The following is a 19758-nucleotide window of genomic DNA, read 5'->3' on the forward strand; positions in this document are numbered from 1 at the left end:
AAGAGATCGAAAGAAAATCTAAACCCTTTCTATTTTCTTGATTAGGTCTGTCAAAAACTGGCTTGCACAAAATACTGTGAGCACCATGTCGTGCTAGATCCCGTAGCCTAAGTATATTATGAGTAAATAATGTGTCATTTTTGACGCATGAATGACGTTTACCTACTATGGACGATATTTTCCATATTTGTCGGGATCTCACTTGCAATTGATTTAGGAGTATTTTCAAGACTGCGGAAAAAAACTGACCACAAGGAGGTTCCGCCATTTAAGGTCGCACTACGATGGACCATAGTCTGGATTTCACTGGCTGGAATCTTTGCGGGTATAATCTATTTTGATATGGGTGAGCAAAAACTCACGGAATTCATCACGGGCTATGCCCTGGAAAAATCACTATCTGTTGATAACATGTTTGTCTTTTTGCTGATCTTCACATCACTAAACATTCCTCACAAGTTCCAGCATAGGGTACTGTCACTTGGAATACTGGGTGCAATAGCGATGAGGGTGCCGCTAATTCTGGCCGGCGCTCATCTATTGGAAGAATTCCACTGGATGATCTATCTATTTGGTGGATTTTTGGTATTTACCGCACTCAGAATGCTGGTCCAAAGAAAGGAAAAGAAAATCGAGGTTGAAAAAAACATTGCAGTTCGTGCACTGCGTAAAATAATGCCAGTTGAGCTGAACATTTCAGAGCCAAAGTTCTTTTTGATAAAAAACGGAATAAAATACGCAACACCGTTACTGGTTGCTCTAGTAATAATAGAATTTACAGACTTGTTGTTTGCACTGGACTCGATTCCGGCCATTCTTGCAATCACGACGGACCCATTCATTGTCATAACATCAAATGTCTTTGCAATTCTTGGCCTGCGTAGTCTGTATTTTCTTTTGGCAGGTGTCATGGAAAAATTCTATTATCTCAAGCCTGGCCTTATTGCGATTTTGATGTTCATTGGAATAAAGATGCTAGTTTCTGAGCACATTGAAATTCCAACCGTATTGTCGTTGGGCGTGGTAATGGGAATATTGGGGGCTGCATTGGGATTATCGTTTATTCGTGCAAAAAGACATCCAGAATAATTAATTTTTGAAAAAACTAAATAGAATAATTGATACACAATATAATGCCTGATTTTTCCTCACTTTGCGGCAGCTGCAAATCTCAGGGCTGCTGTACTGATTCTGCTGTTCCATTGGTGTTTGACTCTGATTTTATTGAACTAAAATCTATTGGAAAGGCAACCAATGAATTCTTACATGATAGAAACGTCAATGGAAATATCATAAAGGCAATTAACAAAAAGAAAGACTCGACAGAATGTGTTTTCTGGATTGATGATAAATGCTCAATATATCACCAAAGGCCGTTTGATTGCCGTGCATATCCTTTTGATATTCTCAAAGTCAATGAATCATACTGCTGGATAGTGTATTCTTGTAATCCGGACTCAGATTGGTCGTGGGCTGAGTCATATCTGCAAGATCTGGAGAAGGACAGGGCATTTTCTGAAGTAATGCAAAAGGTAGAGATATTTTCCGGCAACACCAGCATAATACTACCAACAGAATCCGAGAAAACACCGTACATAATATTGCGAAAGGTTAGGTATTAGCTATTTCTTTGCGCCCAGAGTGCGATTCTTTAGTCTTAGATATTGGGTTCTGCACTTTCTGCATCTTGTTGCAGCCATAGAGTTTCTGACGCCACAGTTTAGGCAAATCTTCATGTGAAGCCTTGCTCCCTGCGCAATTCGTTTCTTTTCTGGGTCTGTGATTGGCATCTTGTTGAAATCCCTCTTGGTGTCCTTTTTAGTCTTTGGATCCTAATTTGCCTGACAAAAGCATGGCAACCTCATTTGGTCGCTTGCCGACTGGAATGTTTGCTTTGTTAAACATTGAAACCTTGGATTCTGCAGAACCGTATGTACCCATTACTATGGCGCCGGCATGACCCATTCTCTTTTCCTTTGGTGCGTTTCGTCCGGCAATGTATGCAACAATTGGCTTTTTGAAACCAGTGTCAATGATATGTTGAGCTAAAATCTCCTCAGAATCGCCACCAATCTCGCCAACTACGACAATTCCTTTGAGGTCCGGATCGTCCTTTATCATCTCAAAAGCATCGATCATTCTGGTGCCATTTACAGGATCTCCACCAATCCCAATTGTTATGGACTGGCCATAGCCTGCTTTGGATAATGCATTTGATATTTCGTATAGTAGAGTGCCACTCTTTGATAGTACTGCAATGTTTCCTGCCTTGAACGGACTAGCCGGCATTATGCCAATTTTGATCAAACCTGGAATCATCACTCCAGGTGTGTTTGGGCCAATCACGATGGCGTCTTTTTGCTTTGCCATCTCTAGGACCTGCATTGTATCTATGATTGGAACGTGCTCTGGTATGGCAACCAGCAACTTGATGCCTGCCTCTAGTGCCTCCTTTGCTGCGCCCAAAAAGAACTTGGCAGGAACAAACACAATTGATATTTTTGCACCTGTGGCATTGACTGCCTCTTTTACCGTATTGTAAATTGGTACCTTGTCCTCAAATTTCTGTCCGCCCTTGCCTGGCGTTACGCCTGCTACAACGTTTGTACCATACTCCATCATCATTTTTGCGTGAAGCGAGCCAAAGGTGCCAGTTATTCCTTGGACTATTACTGGCATTTTTTGGTAAGAACCGGTTGATTCCTTGGTGCCGCGCAAAATCTCGTAAATGTTAGCCATGTTTTGATACTCCCACCACAACTCCATTGATTGCCTCTTCAACTGAGTCAAACATTTTGGTTTTGGTGTTCTTTAGCATCTCTTTTGATTTCTCAGACTCTGCGCCCATCAGTCTTGCGTATACTGGCAGATCAATCAGCTTATCATCATACGCTTTGATAAATGCAGATGCCACCGTTGTTGTTTTTACTATTCCACCATACAGGTTTACCAAAATTGCCTTGACCTTTTTCATCTTTGAAATCAAAGTCAGCGCTTCATATACTGATTCCGTGGTTGCACCGCCACCCACATCCAAAAAGCAAGCTGCCTTTCCACCATTATCAATTAGCATATCAAGTGTGGACATGACTAGGCCTGCACCATTGCCTACAACTGCAATGTTGCCTTCTAATTCTACTAGTGTGAATCCGGATTTCTCTGCGCGCTCTTCTAGCTCGGTTTTTTCCTGGTACTTGTCCATATCTAGGTGTCTAAAGTTGGAATTATCATCAGTGACTACTTTGCCGTCTAGTGCAAGTAATGAGCCATCCTTGAGAAGTGCAACTGGATTTATCTCTGCAAGCTCGGCCTCTTTTTCTCTGGTTAGCTTTGCTAGTTTTTGCAGCATATCCACAAAGTCTGGAATTGACTTGCCAGACAGACCAATTGACTTTGCTACATCTTCTGCTACTTGTGAGCTGACATCACCAAGGCCAACTTCTCTGATTGTCTGGTTTTTGACTGATTCGATTTCAACTCCGCCCTCACCTGATGCTATTATGGTATAGCAGCGCTTTGAGCGATTCAAAAACAATGATAGGTATAGTTCTTTTTCATATTCTGCCATCTTTTCAAGCAAAATGGCGCGTGCTTTTTCGCCCTTTATGGTCATGCCTGCAACTTGCGGGTATTTTAGCTCAAACTCGTCCTGGTTTTGGCATTTTTGGATGCCTCCTGCCTTGCCACGCCCGCCAACTGGGACCTGAATTTTAATTACAAATGGAAATCCTAATTCTTTGACATGCTCCCTTGCCTCTTCGATGTTTTTGGAATATCTGCCCTTTGGGGTTTTGATTCCAAACTGTCCAAACAATTCTTTTGCTTGGAATTCCAAGAGTCGCATGGAGGACGTTTTTTTGGGGTCTTTATAATTTGTTAGTTCATTTGCTCTTCCAAAAGTTCCACTGTTTGCAAAAACAAGTCCTTGCTTTTTCTAATCAGTCTTTGCGGGAACTCTTCTAGGGAGTAGATCATTTGTTGTGCAAATGTTGGAGGAATTCCGCCACCTGAAATCACTAGTTGTTCCACTACGTGTTTTTCAGTCAGGCTGCAAACTATTTCTTCGTAAGAGTCTTCTTCCTCTTCTAGGGTCTGGCGATACAGAACAATTGGTGTGCCGGTTTTGGTTACAATGCTTGCGCCTTTTTTTAGTAATGACTCTAGGTGCTGCATCTGCCAAGCATCCAAGCTGATCTGCTTTACCATGATATGATATGGTGATTTTGATATTTAACCCCAGAGATTTGCTAAAAGCTAGCTTACTACTCTATCCAGATGCGAATTTTTTGACCATCAATGTCGTCTTCTTTTGTTTGTGGTGCGGATTCGAAATTCACTGTTTTTGCCCGGACCAAAAATGCCAAATCCTTTGATTTTTCCTTGACCATCTCTAGTGATTCAGAATCAAGATCCAAAACATGTGCACACTGCAAGATGTCAGTTGGATTGTATCCCTTTTCCTTTCGAAGCGTTTGGAGCCTGCGAGCCAGATCCTTTACCAGTCCGCGCGCCATCATCTCGCGGTTTCTACTAGTCGATATGAAGACAATGAGTGAGTCGCGCTGCGAATACGCATAGCCGTCTTTTGCATCAAACGATATGACAAAGTCCTCCAAATCAAGCGTGATTTTGTCTGCTATGACATCAAAGGTGTGGGATTTTTGCGCAAGCAGACTGGATATGATCTCGTCTGGTTTTGTGGCAGAAAATGCAGACACTAGCGCACCCATGTGTTGCTTTGCCTTGGGGCCTATCTTTTTTCTATCCATCTCAACTAGTGGCTTGATTGGAATGCCGATTTTTTGCATCTCAGAGATTAGCTCTAGGCCTGATCTGTTCTGCAACTCGTGGACCTTGAATGATTCCACGTTTAGCTGCGATAGCAACAAATCCGATAGCGTTTCTAGCTTTGTCTTTTGTCCGGGTGATGCGCAAATTATTGCATCCGTTAGCGGCCATCTGCGCTTTAGTTTTGCCTTCATTCTGGCAGCGGATGATACTGATACGGATTCCTTCATTAGATCAAATGATTCTTCAATGGTATCATTGACTAGGTCTGGCTCTGATTGCGGCCAGCTCTCAAGTAAGATACTGTCTTTGCCAAATGATGTGAGGTACAGGTATTCACTGGTGTAGGGGCACAAGGGATGAATCAAAACATCCAATGTCTTGAGAATTTTATCCAAAATGGCATAGATTGCAAATCGCCTATCCGATTTTGAGCTGTCCTCGTCCCAGAGCTCGGCCTTTGTTATTGGAATGTAGACTTGGCTTAGAGAATTTATGATAAAGTCTTCAATTGCCCTTGCAGATTCGTGTAGTTTGCAAGAGTCATTATTTTGTGTGACATCTCGAATCAACCTTTGCAGCTTTGATAAAACCCAGATGTCTGGCGAGCCTAGCAGGTTCTTTTGTTTTGACCACTGTATGGTGTGAACGCTGTGATCAAACTTGTCGTATTCGCTGTTTTGTTTATGGTACAGGTGTATGTGGTATAGTGTGTTGAGAATTTGGTATGGCCTTGACATTAGCTCCTCGGTGCTGAAATTGATTGGCTCAATTGGGCTGGACTTCCAAATGAAATAGAATCGAATCAAATCCACCGGATAATTTGTTAATAGTTCCCTTCCGTCCATAACATTGCCAAGGCTCTTGCTCATCTTGTTGCCGTTTTTGTCCAAGACATGGCCTTGAAACAAAAATGCTGAAAACGGCGAGACTGGACTGTTGTTTAAAATGACATTTTCAACCAGTAATGTGTACGCCCAGCCCCTGGTTTGATCAATTCCCTCTGTCAGAAACGGGGCAGGGATTCCTGACTTGTATTCCTCATCGGATAATGAGGAATATGGTGCAGAACCGCTGTTGTGCCATGTATCGAGGACGAATTTTTCCCGCTCCATTTGTGCTCCGCACTTTTTGCATTTTATTCCGACTCTGTCAATCCACGGCCTGTGCAGCTCAAAGTTTTGCCCGTCTGGAAGATCTACTGCTACATCCAAGATTTCCTTTCTTGAGAATAGTCGCTCGATGTGGCCGCACTTGCAGTTCCATATTGGCAGGGGGCAGCCCCAGAATCGCTCACGAGATATGCACCAGGGGTGTTTTTCTTTAATTATTCCTAGGAATCTGTTTTTTGGCTGATCAAAAAAGTACTCGACATTTTCTGCTGCCTCTATTGCTTTATCATCGAGCTTGTCCAGCATGTAAAAGAATTCGCGCCTTGCAAGCCAGACAATCGGGTGATGCGATCTCCAGCACAATGGGTACTTGTGCTTTATTCTGCCTATTTTGACCAGCGCACCTTTTGATTTTACGTCCTCAACTATGGTTCTGTCTGCATCTCGCACAAAGACGGATGCGTATTTTCCGGCATCTAGAGTAAACTTGACCTCATCGTCTATTGGAGAGAAGATTGGGACCTTTCTTTTCTTTGCAATGTTATAATCTTCCTCTCCGTTTGCCGGTGATAAATGCACAATTCCGCTCCCAGTGCTTGGGTCAACGAACTCTTCTGAGACTGCAATGTGCATTACTGGATTTTTTGCCAGCTCTGCAAGCTTTGGGATCTCTGCAAGTAATGGGTGGATGTATTTTTTGCCCTCAAAGGTTTGGCCTTTGACTGTCTTTACTATGGAATGGTTTTCCAGCTTGACTTCTTTTGCAAATTCCTCCAGTCGTTTTTCTCCAATCACCCATGTTTCATTTTCTACTTTGATATAGTGATAGTTCTCCTCTGGGTTTAGGCCAACCATTGCATCTGTTACCAAAGTAAATGGCATTGTGGTCCACACTACCAAGAATACATCTTCTGACTCCAGCTTTACCTTGTAGTATAATGATGGGTCTTGCACCATGTCATAGCCCTGGTTTACCTCTTGATCAGACAGTGAAGTCTGGCAGCTTGGACAATATGCAACTATTCTATGACCCTCAACTAGCACTCCTGTTTCATGTGCCTTTTTTAGAATCTGCCATTCCCGCTCGATGAATTCATCTTTGTATGTCCAATATGCGTTTTTTTGATTAAATGACATACCAAGGAGCTTGTCTACTTCAATCCATTTTTCATTATACTTGTGGATCAGCTTCTTGCATTCTTCTACTATTTTTTCAATTCCAAATGATTTGAGAATCTCTGTTTTGCCACCCGTGATTCCAAGCTCTTTTTCTGCTTGCAATTCCACTGGCAAGCCTTGCGTATCCCAACCTGCATTGAATCGTATTTTGTGGCCCTTGAGGGTGTTATAGCGATACCACCAGTCCTTGATTATTCTGCCTCGGAGATGGCCCGCATGAGGAATCCCATTCATTGTTGGTGGGCCCTCTATGAACACCAAGGGCTTGCCTGATTTTGAACTGGCGAGCATTTTTTCTAAATCAATCATACTATAATGATTGCGAATTTGGTCCTCGATTTTTTTTGAATCAAACTCTTTTTCTAATTGCAATGTTTTGGAGTCATGATCTGATTTTATAAAGCAAGCTTAGGTGTTTTTGAAACTTCGATTATATACGAGAATCCCAGTCCAGCTAATCATTGGTTAATGTTTTAGTTGTTGGCTCTGGAGGACGAGAACACGCACTTGGATGGAAGTTATTGCAATCAAAGCAAATAGACAAAGTGTTTTTTGCACCAGGAAATGGCGGCACTCCAAACAACATTTCAATTCAAGTAGACGAAATTGACAAGCTCATAGAATTTGCCACAAACAATGACTGCTTTACTGTGGTTGGTCCCGAGGTTCCACTATCAAAGGGAATAGTGGATAGATTCATGGAAAATAACCTTGGAATATTTGGCCCAACAAAAGAGGCGGCACAGCTAGAATCCAGTAAAATATGGGCAAAACAATTCATGCAGCGACACAACATTCCAACTGCACCATTTGGAATATTTGATAATGCAAAAGAGGCAAAAGAATACGTTTCATCTCTGAGCTATCCAGTAGTGATAAAGGCAGACGGTCTTGCTGCGGGCAAGGGTGTCATTGTATGTGATGGAAAGGATGATGCCATGTCCGCAATAGATGACATTCTAACAAATCACACCTTTGGGGCTGCAGGTGCAAGCATTGTAATTGAGAAGCGAGTCGATGGTGTAGAAGCCTCATACATTGCACTATCTGATGGTATGGCGGCAGTCCCAATGGCTACAAGCCAGGACCACAAGCGCATCTATGATGGTGATAGGGGCCCAAACACGGGCGGAATGGGTGCGTATTCACCAACTGGAATCATAACAGAAGAGATGGCAAAAAAAATCCAAAAAGATGTCATAGAAAAGACAATCCACTCTATGAAAGAGGAGGGCATTCCATTCAAGGGCTTTTTGTATGCTGGCATAATGATAAAGGATGGAGAACCATATGTCTTGGAATTCAACACACGAATGGGTGATCCGGAATGCCAGCCAATAATGATGAGAATGAGCTCTGATCTGTACGAGTATTTGCTTGCATCATACCAAGGAAAACTGAATCTTTTACCGCCAGTATCATGGAAGAGCCAAACTGCAGTCTGTGTTGTTTTGGCATCAAAAGGCTATCCTGATTCGTTTGCAAAAAACGAGAAAATTACGGGACTGGACAAAGTCAATGATGAGAAAACCATGGTGTTTCATGCAGGAACCAAGCTTGAGGACGGAAACATTCTATCAAATGGCGGGCGTGTCCTTGGTGTTACGGCACTTGGCGCATCGCTAGAGTCTGCCATCAATAATGCATATTTGGCCGTGCAAAAAATCAACTGGAATAGCAAGTACTGCAGAGCAGACATTGGAAAGAAAGGCCTAGCCTATCTTTGATTCTATAACTCCGTCTTCTGTTACTATCATATCTATTAGAATATCCGAGTCTGATTTGGGAATGTTTTTTGCAATGGATTTAGTGTATGCCAATGCTATTGTTAGAGTGTTTTTTCCTGCCAAAAATCTATCATAATACCCCATCCCATATCCAAGTCTTTGGCCATTTTCTGCCATTGCGATTGCCGGAACTACTATGATGTCAAATTTTTCCAGAATAGGACAGTTTTGCTTTGGCTCCATTATGCCAAACTCGCCTTTTTCCAGGTCCTCAAATTTTTTTACATCACAAAACATTATTTCATTTCCTTTTACTCTGGGCAGGCCAAGCGTCTTTCCATGGCTTAGTATTTCCTGCATTATTTCATGTGTCTTTACCTCACTTCCAGTGGAGTGATAGCATGCAACGCTTTGGGCGTTTCTGTATTCTTCTATTTTGTTGAGATTTTTTCTTATCTGCTTGCTTGATATGCTAATGAAATCAGCCGACAGTCCATCCCGCTTTTGGAGAAATTGCTTGCGGATGTTTTCCTTAGATTCTACCAATCTTACTCATTGATGCCGCAGTTACAGTGTTCTTTAAAAGCATTGCAATGGTCATCGGACCGACTCCTCCTGGGACTGGTGAGGCAAAAGATGCCTTTTGGATTATACCATCAAAATCACAATCCCCTACAAGCTTGCCATTGAGTCTGCTTGTGGCAACATCAATCACAATTGCACTCTCACGAATCATCTGGGGCGTTAGCGTGAATTTGGCCCTGTCCCCAACACCAGTAATTATAATGTCTGCATTTTTGCAAATTCTCTCTAGGTCTTTTGTCTTGGAGTGGCACATTGTAACTGTGGCATTTTTTTCCAACAACAGGTGCAGCAATGGCTTGCCAACCAAATTACTTCTATTAATCACAACTATGTTTTTTCCCGCCAGCTCAATATTGTAATGATCAAATAACTCCATTATTCCAGATGGCGTACATGCCTTGAGAAGTGCCTTTTTCATTGAAAGCAACCCCGCATTGTGGGGGGTGAGGCCATCAACGTCCTTTAGCGGCGAAATTCTGGATGTGGTCTCAAATTCATCGCACTGCGGTGGCAATGGCAGCTGGACCAAAATTCCATGCACCTCGCTGTCGCGATTTAGCGTATCAATTAGCGAGTTCAACTCTGCCTGTGTAACATCTGATGATAACTTGTGGTCCTTGGTTGCAATTCCTATTTCGGAGCATGCCTTTTGCTTGTTTTTCACATATGTTGCAGAAGCAGGATTGTCTCCAACCAATACGGTTGCAAGACATGGCGAAATTCCCTGAGCCTTTAGCTCAGAGGCTGCCTTTTTGACTAATTCCCTAACCTCGGATGAAACCAATAGACCGTCTATTTTTGTGCCAGGCAATATGATAGGGAATAATCAATTCTAATTTAATTTAATCAAAAATCTTGACGAGAACGAAATGGCTTTGAAGGAACGCTGTAACTAACTTGGGTGCTCGTTCTCGTCGATATTGCTCTGGGGCGCAAATATTTATGCAAAGATTAACTTTGTTAATTCAACATTATTAGCAGAATTTCCAACCAAAAAACATGGTTGAGCAAATTAACAAATTCTACGTAATGGTTATAGGCAATATTGAACAAATAAAAAATCTAGCAGAGAAAAGATGAATCCGCGTGAGAAAATCCTAATTGGTACTATTGTAGGGCTGGCCCTGGTTGTAGTTGCGGGATTTATCACAAATTTTACTCTGATTGACCACACCTCCACACAAAACCAGACCCCAGCCACACCAATTATTGACATACAGGAACCAACACTGTCGCCAAAGATAGAATATGCGGCAATCACTGACTCGGCCTCTCAAAAAAGTCCGCTAACAGTTCTGTTTAAAAAAGTGGAAAGCTCGGTGGTTCAGATAAACACCAAGGTTTCTACCACAAACCCTAATATCATAATTAATGGCTCACCATTAGAGAGCCAGTCATCACGCCTTGGTTCCGGTTTTGTGTATGATACACAAGGCCACATCATTACAAACAACCATGTAATTGATGGTGCACAAATAGTCGATGTCCGCTTTGTTGATGGCAATATCTATTCTGCCAAAGTGATCGGTACAGATCCGTTCAATGATGTTGCGGTATTGCAAATAACTGATGATTTCTCAGAAGAAACCCTGACTCCATTACCACTTGCAAACTCTGCTGATCTAGAAGTGGGCCAGCAAATAATTGCAATTGGCAACCCATTTGGACTATCAAACACAATGACAACAGGAATTGTCAGCCAGATTGGCAGACTATTGCCAAACCGAGATGCTGGCTATTCAATACCCGGCGTCATCCAAACCGATGCGGCAATCAATCCGGGAAACTCTGGTGGTCCAATGCTAAATCTGGAAGGCCAAGTAATTGGAATAAACACTGCAATCCAGTCTACTACTGGTGAGTTTTCAGGCATTGGCTTTGCCGTACCATCAAACACCATAAAACGACTGGTTCCTGCACTGATTCAGGACGGCAAGTACTTACATCCATGGCTTGGAGTCTCTGGAACAAGCCTTACGCCAGACATTGCAAAGCAGATAGGCCTTGCAAAAAACTATCACGGTGTCTTTGTGACTAGTGTCATACCTGATAGCCCTGCTCAAAAGGCAGGCCTGCAAGAGGCTACATACAATGCAGAGCGCGTCCTAAGGGGTGGCGATGTAATAATAGCATTAGATGGCAAAATGGTGCGAGACATTGATGATCTGATAATCTACTTGGCAGAAAACAAGCTAGTGGGTGATACGGTATCAATTCAGATCAACCGAGCCGGCGAGCTAGTCGAGCTTTCAGCAAGCCTTGCAAGCAGGCCTGCAAATTAATTTAAATTCCAGATTCTGCAGTTTTGTATCATGAAAAAAGAGGTTAACCCAATTGACAAGACAGGCTTTTCTACTAAATTCTTTGAGGATCTTGCAAAAGAGCATGATAAAATTGACGAGTTGGCAAGCAAACAAAAACAGCTAAAACAAAAACACCTCCAGTCTAACCTAAAGTAAGTTGAAGATATTTCTCTGTACCGTATTGATTGCAGCATTTCTAATGTCCTGTGGGTTTTCTCAGGCAGATGCTGCCACCATAAAACAAACACTGGATGGCGCAATGGACCTATCAATAGAGTATCCTGATTCTGTTATAGTTGGGCGCGACTTTGCAGTATCTGTCTTGATTCAAAATAATGGCTGGGAGGACAAGCAGGACATTTCATTTTCTGTCCAAACTCAGGATCAATCAATTGTGGCAAAAAACCAGACTCTCTTCATTGAGCGACTATCAAAGGGCGGCTCCTTTGGCGGAACGCTGGAATTTAGTGCAGTACCGTCTGAGCTTGGAACGCACTATCTGAATGTGGTGTACTCGCATGTTTTATTAAGCAACAACGAAACCCCGCAACCGACACTGCAAAAAAACATTGCACTACCAATACTGCTAAAGGGCGCACCCGAAGTCCAACTAAACACGATAGCCCCCAACAGTATATTTCCAAATGCCGAGTTTGCATTTGATGTTGAGGTTCTATCTCGCGACATTCCAATACGAGACGTCACAGTGCAAATCCTTGCACCATCTGATGTGGTGATTCGGGGGCAAAATTCGTACACTTATTCCACAATAGAGCAAAACACCCCACTATTCATTCGCAGCACAATAGTCACCAATCCAGAAGAGGTAACATCAGAGCACAAGATTCCATTTGAGGTTATAATATCATACCTGGATGATTCGGGAGACGAGCAGACCACCTCAAAGTCTGTATCGTTATTGTTGCGTCCACGGACATTTATGGAGTTTACGACCGATGGCGGACTCTGGCTTGGCGGCTTTTTTTTGGCCCCCTATATCAGCATTGGAACAATAGTTGGAATTCCGGCCGGTGCGCTATTTTCATTAATGATACATAGGCTACAAAAAAAGAAGAAAGGAAAAAGAAAGAAATGAAAATAGAATTTGATGTAAAAAAATACATCACGGACATTAAAAACTCGGACGAGTATTTTCACACCTTTATCAATCGACAAAACATTGCAGCCGGCGTCTTGGTCCTAGAGCCAGGAGAGGAAGACACGCAAGCACCACATGATGCGGATGAGCTATACTATATCATAAAGGGTGATGGCTATTTGCAAATCAAAGACAAGGACTATTCCATATCTGACGGATTGGCATATTATGTTCAAAAAAACATTCCACACAAATTCTTTGGAAACAAAAAGCAGCTGATTGCGCTGTATTTTTTTAGCGGCCCTGATTCCTAGTCTTTCTGCCAGCGATCTTTATCTTTCCCTCGGCAACTAGTCTGACTGCTTTTACATAGGCCTTGTGCTCTTTTGCCAAGATTTTCCTTGATAGTGTCTCTTCTGTGTCGTCATCCAAGACCGGGACTATTTCCTGCAGTATTATTGGACCCGTATCGACTCCGGAATCCACAAAGTGAACGGTACAGCCAGAGAACTTTACTCCATAGTCCAATGCCTGCTTTTGCGCATGCAGTCCTGGGAATGATGGCAAAATGGCAGGATGAATGTTGATGATCCTGTTTTTGTATTTTGAGATAAACTCGGGGCTGATTATTCTCATAAAGCCTGCCAGGCAGACCAGGCCGTTTTTAGGGGTAACTCTGTGTTTTTCCAAGGCTTTGATTATTTTTTGATCATACTGCCAACGGGTCCCATCAAAGTTCTTGCTTGCAATGACTTCGGTTTTGATGCCCATTTTTTGCGCTATTTTTAGGCCCATCGCATCGGGATTGTTTGATATTATGATGGCAGGATTTATTGGAATCTTCTGTCTTTTTATTGCCTTGAGGATTGCCTCCATGTTGCTTCCTCTACCTGAAATCAAAATCCCAAGATTTAGCAATGTTTTGCGTGGGTATGATACTGATTTTATGCTTTAGTATTTTGGCAGCCTAATTGTGAACACGGTTCCTTTGTTTACGATACTAGAGCACTCTATTGTTCCACCATGGTTTTCTACTATGGTCTTGACACTTGCAAGGCCCAACCCTGTACCGCCTGGCTTTGTGGTAAATAATGGCTCAAATATTCGCAACAGGTTTTCCTTTGTTATGCCGCGGCCATTGTCTATTACATCAATTATGGTATAGTCGTCAATTTCCGAGGCCTGAATCATCACTTTGCCCTCATTGTCTTTTGCTTGAATGGCATTTAGTATTAGATTGGAAAATACCGTTTCCAGCTGTTTTGCATCGCCATAAATGTCAACATCCTTGTCTGGCAGGATTATCTTGGAATGTTTTGGTATGGCCAAGTCCTTTGTGATATTTTTTAGCAAATCCAGAATTGAGGTCTTCTCCATTATCAGATTACTGGTTCTAACAAAGTCCAGCACGTCTCGTATCTGCTCTGACATTTTCGTAGCCGAGCGGGAAATTCTGTCATAGCTTTCCCTTGTTGCCTTGTCCTGGCTTGGGTTTTTCAAATTTAGTAATTCAATTGTGTTTTTTATTATGGTTAGTGGATTTTGCAGATCGTGAGCCAGCCTTGATGACATTTCCCCAATTGTGTGCATTTTGTCTTTTTTGATTACATTGCTTGGGATGAATTTTTCTGCAATCTCTTGATGATCACTGTCTAGTCTCTGGGCGTCTTCCTGCGCATGCCGCAATAATCGCTCTGCATCCTCTTGCGCATTTTTCAGTATTCTCTGGGCGTCTTCCTGCGCATGCCGCAATAATCGCTCTGCATCCTCTTGCGCATTTTTCAGTATTCTATCCCTCTCACTCCTTGAATGCATACTTTCTTAACAAATCCATGCCAATATTTGATCTAGTCTGTTTTGTGCAAACAATACCCGCATAAACACCGGCTGGCACCTGATTTTTTCCCATGCCATAAAATAGCAGAGTTGTTTTTATATCTGGGTGATCCCAGTCACTCCATTCATGGATGCAACCGATTCTCAGATAAAAAAAGCACTGGTTGCCTTTGCAATAGAAAAGACCCTACTGGGCCTAGGCGAGCCAGTGTACCATAAAGTAACAAAGACCCTCAAGGACGACTATGATTGCTATCTTCCTGATTGCTACGAGCACCCAGAATATCTCAAGCGAATCCTTGCTGATCTGTATGGCAATGCGCATCTGACAATAATTAATTCGATCAAAACCGATCTTGCCGAGTTCTCAACGCAGGGTCCAGTCCAAAAGTTTGTCTTGGCGCTAGGCTAATGCAAACCACACTGGATGTAATTTTATCAAAAAAATACCTCATAGTATCGCTGATAGTCATTGCTGCAATTAACCTGGCTGCAAATTTGATATCTCAAGACTTGGCCACATTGGTTGGCAATCTTGGATATATTCCGATTACTGGCGCGTTTTTGGTCTTGTCATTATTAATTGCGTATAGATTTGGCCTGACTGGGAATCATGGACTTGCATGGTTTTCATTTGCCGCATTTGCAATATCTTGGTTTATTGCAGAGATGCTTTGGCTTCACCAAGAACTAGTCCTAAAAGTAGAGCCATTTCCATCCGCTGCCGATATTTTCTATATTGTAGGATATCCGTTTTTGCTAATGTTTTTTGTTGCCTATTTGCAGCCAGTAAAGGCATCAATCACCAAAAAAATCCTCAGTATTTCTTGCATGATATCGATTGGAGTTTTGGTTCCTAGTCTATATTTGGTTCTTGGAAATGGGACTAGTGCCGATCCTCTAAATGTGATTTTAGGCGCAATCTATCCTACCTTTGATGCAATGGTGATAATTCCTGCAATCATTGGTGTAGTGTTATTTTTCAAAGGCCAAGTCAATTTCATGTGGACACTAGTGTGCCTTGGGATAATCTGCCTGTTTGCAGCTGATACTGCATTTTTGTTTGGGCAAAACGAGGACTCGTATTATACGGGAAATCCTACCGAAATTCTGTTTTACTGGAACTATGTGCTTCTTGCATTTGGGGTTCATAGCCACTTGACACTGTTCAAAAAAGACAAAAGACCTGACAAACTTAATCTCAATTAATCCCTACCTAATTTCCAATTTTGGCAGGGCACTCTTTTATATCAAAGGTGGCAAGGTACTCCAAATTGATTCAATCAGACGAGAAAATCACCAAAATGAGAGATCCTTTATTCGTAATAGAGACATCACTTGAGATAATAAAACAACGCTCAGCTGATGATAAAATACAACCAGAAATCAAACGAATCGAGTCTGCCTTGACTAGACTAGAGCAGATTATGAAATAATTAGATCTTTTCCAATAACTGAGTGATTTTGTCTATATCATATGGTTTGATAAACACACGATTTGGTTTTAGATCACTTAGTCTCTTTGCAGTATCGTCTCTCAGATCTGCGGTGATGATCACTACCTTAGAGTCAGGATTTACCTTGCGAATGTTTTCCAATCCGTAAAACCCATCATATTCAGGCATCATCAAATCCAAAAATACCACATCGGGGCGATACTTTTCATACAATTCGACTGCAGATTTTCCATTGTGCCCCCTACCAAGAACTTGGATGTTTTTTAGATCTAAATACTCACAAAAGACATCCACAGTATCAACATCATCAATTACTATTGCGGTTGTCATGCTAGATTATCTGTGATGGATTGTATGCTCCCGCATTCTCCATACGCGCTAGTCTTTTTATGACAAATTTCGCAGTTTGCCTTACATCATCTACAGAATCATCTAGTGCAGATCTTATCAGGTCTATTGTTTCTGTTGCTCTCATCAAGCCTAGAGATTCCAAAGCCTCATGCTTTGTCAATCCGCTTTTGTCATTTAGTGCTGCTTGCACCAATACGGGAATCTTTGATCTCATGTCTCGTGCAGCTATTTGATAACATGCTTCATGTTTTACCACGTTATTGTCGTCATGCACTAAAACCCATTCCATCAAATCTGCTACTTGATCAAACAGTGGATCTCCCTGTGATTTGTTTTCTGCAATCTCGCCCACAAGCCAAACTGCATCCCAACGCTTTGATTCGTCAGTTTCGTTTTGTATGATTTCCCTACATCGCTCAAGTCTTTGTACTGGCTCTAATTCTCTTATTATCATCAAAAATAAGGACGGCCATATTACCAATTTTGGAAAGCTCAAAATTATATTAAACTGTTGTGTCCAAGAGTGGAAATGGTAATATAGTGCGAATACATTCATACCATAAATGGCAGGACTTGACAGGCTTTTAGCAAAGTCTTTGGACACCATAATCCGAGAGAATCTAGGAGATAAAACCGTCAAAAAAATAGAAGACCGACTTTTCGAAAAATACGGTATTTCACTGACTCAATCCATTGAACAGTTTCAAAAACTAGACGCAGTTCTACGCGAATACTTTGGTGCGGGGGCTGATGGATTGGAGCAGCGATTCCTCAAGACTGCATGTGAAATCAAAGCTACAAATGGTGAGAACTGGATCACAATTGACAACCAAGAACTAACAAAAATCATTCTAGAATCATTCGGAGATGATGACAAAAAGAAGATCCTTGGCACATTAAATGGAGAGTCCATGATAATCTCACAGATTATAGAGACTTGTGACATTCCACAAACTTCTGGATATAGAAAGATAAATGCTCTAATTGATGATGGATTATTGATACCGTCGGGATTCATTACCACACAAGACGGAAAAAAGGTCTCAAAATATCGCTCTATGTTTGACAATATCAAAATAGATATCATCAAAAACAAAATCACAGTAACTCTGCATTTGGCAAAAGAGGATTATTCCTCCAGCTCCATTCTAGCAGTGTGTTCTCAAAACTAATCCTGAGATCAAGATATTAGGATCCTCGTCATTACCATTATTGGAAATGGTAATGAGTATTCAGTTTAATATTGTCACAATTGGAAATCAATCCTCCCAACTTCAAGAATTCCATTTATCATATTTTATAACAACATGGAGTCAGTTCTGGCTTAAACGAGATAGGTGACCATGAGCACCATAGATGTATTCCATGGTAACGTGGATCATTCTAAGGTAACTAGTAACAAATCAGTCCATAATAAAAAAAATATTTTTGCAATTTTAGGCACAAAAAAATTAATTTTGGGTTATGTTGCTGCGATTGCTTCTGCAATTTTAGCAAGCCTGACTCACTCGATCTCAAAGCCACTGCTGATAGATGGGACTACTGGTGCAGATATTATCAGTCCAATTGTTTTGGCAGGTATTGTCTATATTGTAGCCGGACTATTTTTTACACCGCTCAAAAAAAATGACACAATTCAAAGCATTGGAAAGAAGAATATTTTTCTCATGGTATTGATTGGCGTAGCCGAGATCTCTGCAATGATTGTCTCGTTTTCTGGAATAAAAGAGACCACCGCAGTAAATGCTTCAATTTTCATCAATAGTGAGATAGTCTTTTCAATGATGATCGCAATCATAATTTTCAGAGAACGACTTCAAACAAAAGAAGTTCCACCATTTCTTTTGATAGTCTTAGGTGCCGCCATTATTCCACTCGTCTATGATCTATATTCACATAACATGGTTTTCTCAAGTCTGGTGCTGGGCGACATGCTGATAATTTTAGGAGGATTTTTCTTTGCAGCTGGAAACATGATAGCAAAACATGTCAGTGATAATGTTGATGTTAAACGAATCACACAGATCTCTTCATTATCAGCAGGAATTTTTGGAATTGCATTGAGTATGGGATTACAGGCACCTTTTGATATCACATTAGATCAGATTCCAGCTATTCTTTTGATTGGTGTTCTGGATGTGGGATTTGCAGCCATGTTTTTTGTGATTGCATTAAAGTTGATTGGCTCGATTAAGACAATATTGCTATTTTCAACTGCGAGTGTTTTTGGGATGATTTTTGCTCATTTACTCCTAAATGAGGCAATTACAATATTCAATGTTCTTTCAATAGGCGTAGTTTTTCTGGGTTTGTATTGGCTAAGAAATAAGATAGCAAAATCTGAAGAAACACTCACAACTTAGACTTATCGCTTACATAGAATTGTAGTATACCAACTTCCAAGTGAAACTTCTTTGTACTGCTCAAATCCAGTTTTCATCCTATGTTTCATAATTCCCTCAATTTCCTCAATTGAAACTTTGTAGATTTGCTGTTTTAATCCATCCACATGATGTAAAGTAAACCCTAGTTCAGATATTTTTTTGAGATAATCAATTGGCTCTACACCTGCATTTTTTAATGCATTGGGCCAAAACTCTGTTAACAAAGTGATATTCTCATTTATTGTTAATGCTTTTGTCATTCCCTTAATGGCATTGCCCTCGGATCCCTCTATGTCCATTTTTATAAAGTCTAATTTTTCATTTTTTGTATTTTCTAAATATTCGTCAAGAGTTGTCATCTTGATCTTTGTAGTTTCATGTGTTGACTTTGCCCCAGTTGTATAGTGAAAATCAAACAAACTATGCTCTGAGCTGTAATATGGTGAAAGAAACAATGTTGTCTCACCGTTCGTATCTGCTACTGCCGAGTTTACCACTATCACATTAGAAAATTGATTTAATTCCGCACTAGCGGTGATCAAATTCGCATTATGCAAGAATGGCTCAAATGCATATACTTTGCCTTTACTCCCGACCAGACTTGCTGACAACATCGTGTAAAATCCAAGATTAGCTCCTAAATCTGCAACGATCATGTCTTTTTTTACATGTTGACGAATAACTTTAGTTTCAAGTAACTCATCAGTGTATGATCCGGTGTGCTTGACTTGTCTTGATAAGTCGTTATCCTTATCATCCAATATCATCTTGAAATCTCCAAAATCGTGAACCCACGTGTTTGGCAATTTCATACCCATACCAATCACAATTTGTTTATCGTGATATTCACAAAAACCTTTTCATAGTTAAAAGCAGCAATTGTTTAGATGGAGCCTACAAAAGTACCTACAAAACTCAGTACGGTAATCAGTAAAGA

At 41.2% G+C, this 19758-nt stretch carries 24 protein-coding genes; 12 read left to right on the top strand and 12 right to left on the bottom strand.

All coding sequences use genetic code 11. The features are described 5' to 3' along the window. Positions 1-147 precede the first annotated feature (147 nt). Together SU86_RS03410 and SU86_RS03415 are read left to right on the top strand one after the other, a co-directional pair. Positions 148-1089, top strand: a complete 942-nt coding sequence (locus SU86_RS03410; RefSeq protein WP_048187475.1) for a TerC family protein — start codon at positions 148-150, stop codon at positions 1087-1089. Positions 1090-1133: 44 nt separating this feature from the next. After that, positions 1134-1622 carry a YkgJ family cysteine cluster protein gene (locus SU86_RS03415; protein WP_148550752.1) on the top strand — a complete coding sequence of 163 codons (489 nt, stop codon included), beginning with the start codon at positions 1134-1136 and terminating at the stop codon, positions 1620-1622. On the opposite strand, the gene SU86_RS03420 is transcribed toward SU86_RS03415, so the two are convergent. Genes SU86_RS03420 through ileS form a run of 5 tightly spaced genes read right to left on the bottom strand, consistent with a single transcriptional unit; the run spans position 1623 to position 7451 of the window. After that, positions 1623-1790, bottom strand: a complete 168-nt coding sequence (locus SU86_RS03420) for a 50S ribosomal protein L40e (protein ID WP_048187479.1) — start codon at positions 1788-1790, stop codon at positions 1623-1625. 28 nt (positions 1791-1818) lie between these two features. Further along, complete coding sequence (gene sucD / locus SU86_RS03425; RefSeq protein WP_048187481.1) at positions 1819-2739, bottom strand: succinate--CoA ligase subunit alpha; 921 nt, start codon at positions 2737-2739, stop codon at positions 1819-1821. After that, the gene (locus tag SU86_RS03430; RefSeq protein WP_048187482.1) at positions 2732-3844 is read right to left on the bottom strand and encodes an ATP-grasp domain-containing protein; all 1113 of its coding nucleotides are present in this window, start codon (positions 3842-3844) and stop codon (positions 2732-2734) included. The genes sucD and SU86_RS03430 overlap by 8 nt, the downstream gene beginning before the upstream one ends. A gap of 32 nt (positions 3845-3876) precedes the next feature. Next, positions 3877-4206 carry a hypothetical protein gene (locus SU86_RS03435; RefSeq protein WP_048187484.1) on the bottom strand — a complete coding sequence of 110 codons (330 nt, stop codon included), beginning with the start codon at positions 4204-4206 and terminating at the stop codon, positions 3877-3879. A 56-nt stretch (positions 4207-4262) separates the two neighbouring features. Next, the gene (gene ileS / locus SU86_RS03440) at positions 4263-7451 is read right to left on the bottom strand and encodes an isoleucine--tRNA ligase (RefSeq protein ID WP_048187486.1); all 3189 of its coding nucleotides are present in this window, start codon (positions 7449-7451) and stop codon (positions 4263-4265) included. An 89-nt stretch (positions 7452-7540) separates the two neighbouring features. Here ileS and purD point away from each other — a divergent pair, with 89 nt between their 5' ends. Continuing rightward, a complete protein-coding gene (purD, locus tag SU86_RS03445) occupies positions 7541-8806 on the top strand; it encodes a phosphoribosylamine--glycine ligase (protein ID WP_048187488.1) in 1266 nt (421 codons plus the stop codon). Here purD and SU86_RS03450 read toward each other — a convergent pair. Both SU86_RS03450 and SU86_RS03455 read right to left on the bottom strand, forming a co-directional pair. Beyond that, positions 8792-9352, bottom strand: a complete 561-nt coding sequence (locus tag SU86_RS03450) for a 5-formyltetrahydrofolate cyclo-ligase (protein ID WP_048187490.1) — start codon at positions 9350-9352, stop codon at positions 8792-8794. The two genes, purD and SU86_RS03450, sit on opposite strands and share 15 nt — an antisense overlap. Continuing rightward, the gene (locus SU86_RS03455) at positions 9339-10202 is read right to left on the bottom strand and encodes a bifunctional 5,10-methylenetetrahydrofolate dehydrogenase/5,10-methenyltetrahydrofolate cyclohydrolase (protein ID WP_048187494.1); all 864 of its coding nucleotides are present in this window, start codon (positions 10200-10202) and stop codon (positions 9339-9341) included. Before SU86_RS03455 ends, SU86_RS03450 begins: the two co-directional genes overlap by 14 nt. A gap of 265 nt (positions 10203-10467) precedes the next feature. Here SU86_RS03455 and SU86_RS03460 point away from each other — a divergent pair, with 265 nt between their 5' ends. The 4 genes from SU86_RS03460 to SU86_RS03470 are packed head-to-tail and all read left to right on the top strand — an operon-like array spanning position 10468 to position 13107. Then, positions 10468-11673 carry a S1C family serine protease gene (locus SU86_RS03460; RefSeq protein WP_048187496.1) on the top strand — a complete coding sequence of 402 codons (1206 nt, stop codon included), beginning with the start codon at positions 10468-10470 and terminating at the stop codon, positions 11671-11673. A gap of 30 nt (positions 11674-11703) precedes the next feature. Next, the gene (locus SU86_RS09740; RefSeq protein ID WP_158507465.1) at positions 11704-11850 is read left to right on the top strand and encodes a hypothetical protein; all 147 of its coding nucleotides are present in this window, start codon (positions 11704-11706) and stop codon (positions 11848-11850) included. Between the two features lies 1 nt (position 11851). Then, the gene (locus tag SU86_RS03465; RefSeq protein WP_236687749.1) at positions 11852-12790 is read left to right on the top strand and encodes a COG1361 family protein; all 939 of its coding nucleotides are present in this window, start codon (positions 11852-11854) and stop codon (positions 12788-12790) included. After that, positions 12787-13107: a cupin domain-containing protein gene (locus SU86_RS03470; protein WP_048187498.1), complete on the top strand. Its 321-nt coding sequence runs from the start codon at positions 12787-12789 to the stop codon at positions 13105-13107. The genes SU86_RS03465 and SU86_RS03470 overlap by 4 nt, the downstream gene beginning before the upstream one ends. Here the strand turns inward: SU86_RS03470 and purN are convergent. Further along, positions 13088-13711, bottom strand: coding sequence for a phosphoribosylglycinamide formyltransferase (gene purN / locus SU86_RS03475; protein WP_048187500.1), 624 nt, complete (start codon positions 13709-13711; stop codon positions 13088-13090). The two genes, SU86_RS03470 and purN, sit on opposite strands and share 20 nt — an antisense overlap. A gap of 33 nt (positions 13712-13744) precedes the next feature. After that, positions 13745-14608, bottom strand: a complete 864-nt coding sequence (locus SU86_RS03480) for a sensor histidine kinase (RefSeq protein ID WP_052755455.1) — start codon at positions 14606-14608, stop codon at positions 13745-13747. Positions 14609-14756: 148 nt separating this feature from the next. Here SU86_RS03480 and SU86_RS03485 point away from each other — a divergent pair, with 148 nt between their 5' ends. The 3 genes from SU86_RS03485 to SU86_RS09745 all read left to right on the top strand — a co-directional run bounded on the left by SU86_RS03485 (position 14757) and on the right by SU86_RS09745 (position 16065). Continuing rightward, positions 14757-15041 carry a hypothetical protein gene (locus SU86_RS03485; protein WP_048189132.1) on the top strand — a complete coding sequence of 95 codons (285 nt, stop codon included), beginning with the start codon at positions 14757-14759 and terminating at the stop codon, positions 15039-15041. Then, complete coding sequence (locus tag SU86_RS03490; RefSeq protein ID WP_048187502.1) at positions 15041-15838, top strand: hypothetical protein; 798 nt, start codon at positions 15041-15043, stop codon at positions 15836-15838. The genes SU86_RS03485 and SU86_RS03490 overlap by 1 nt, the downstream gene beginning before the upstream one ends. Positions 15839-15903: 65 nt before the next feature. Next, a complete protein-coding gene (locus tag SU86_RS09745; protein ID WP_158507466.1) occupies positions 15904-16065 on the top strand; it encodes a hypothetical protein in 162 nt (53 codons plus the stop codon). Here the strand turns inward: SU86_RS09745 and SU86_RS03500 are convergent, their stop codons facing one another. Both SU86_RS03500 and SU86_RS03505 read right to left on the bottom strand, forming a co-directional pair. Next, positions 16066-16416, bottom strand: a complete 351-nt coding sequence (locus SU86_RS03500; protein ID WP_048187509.1) for a response regulator transcription factor — start codon at positions 16414-16416, stop codon at positions 16066-16068. Position 16417: 1 nt separating this feature from the next. Continuing rightward, the gene (locus SU86_RS03505; RefSeq protein WP_236687751.1) at positions 16418-16891 is read right to left on the bottom strand and encodes a HEAT repeat domain-containing protein; all 474 of its coding nucleotides are present in this window, start codon (positions 16889-16891) and stop codon (positions 16418-16420) included. A 109-nt stretch (positions 16892-17000) separates the two neighbouring features. On the opposite strand from SU86_RS03505, the gene SU86_RS03510 reads away from it, so the two are divergent. Together SU86_RS03510 and SU86_RS03515 are read left to right on the top strand one after the other, a co-directional pair. Then, entirely contained in the window at positions 17001-17609 is a 609-nt protein-coding gene (locus SU86_RS03510; RefSeq protein WP_048187511.1) for a transcriptional regulator, read from the top strand. Between the two features lie 171 nt (positions 17610-17780). After that, positions 17781-18800 carry a DMT family transporter gene (locus SU86_RS03515; RefSeq protein WP_052755459.1) on the top strand — a complete coding sequence of 340 codons (1020 nt, stop codon included), beginning with the start codon at positions 17781-17783 and terminating at the stop codon, positions 18798-18800. A 2-nt stretch (positions 18801-18802) separates the two neighbouring features. Here the strand turns inward: SU86_RS03515 and SU86_RS03520 are convergent, their stop codons facing one another. Beyond that, positions 18803-19633 carry an FkbM family methyltransferase gene (locus tag SU86_RS03520; RefSeq protein WP_158507467.1) on the bottom strand — a complete coding sequence of 277 codons (831 nt, stop codon included), beginning with the start codon at positions 19631-19633 and terminating at the stop codon, positions 18803-18805. Positions 19634-19758 lie beyond the last annotated feature (125 nt).

Origin of the sequence: Candidatus Nitrosotenuis cloacae, from assembly GCF_000955905.1 — an archaeon.
Classification (GTDB): Archaea; Thermoproteota; Nitrososphaeria; order Nitrososphaerales; family Nitrosopumilaceae; genus Nitrosotenuis; species Nitrosotenuis cloacae.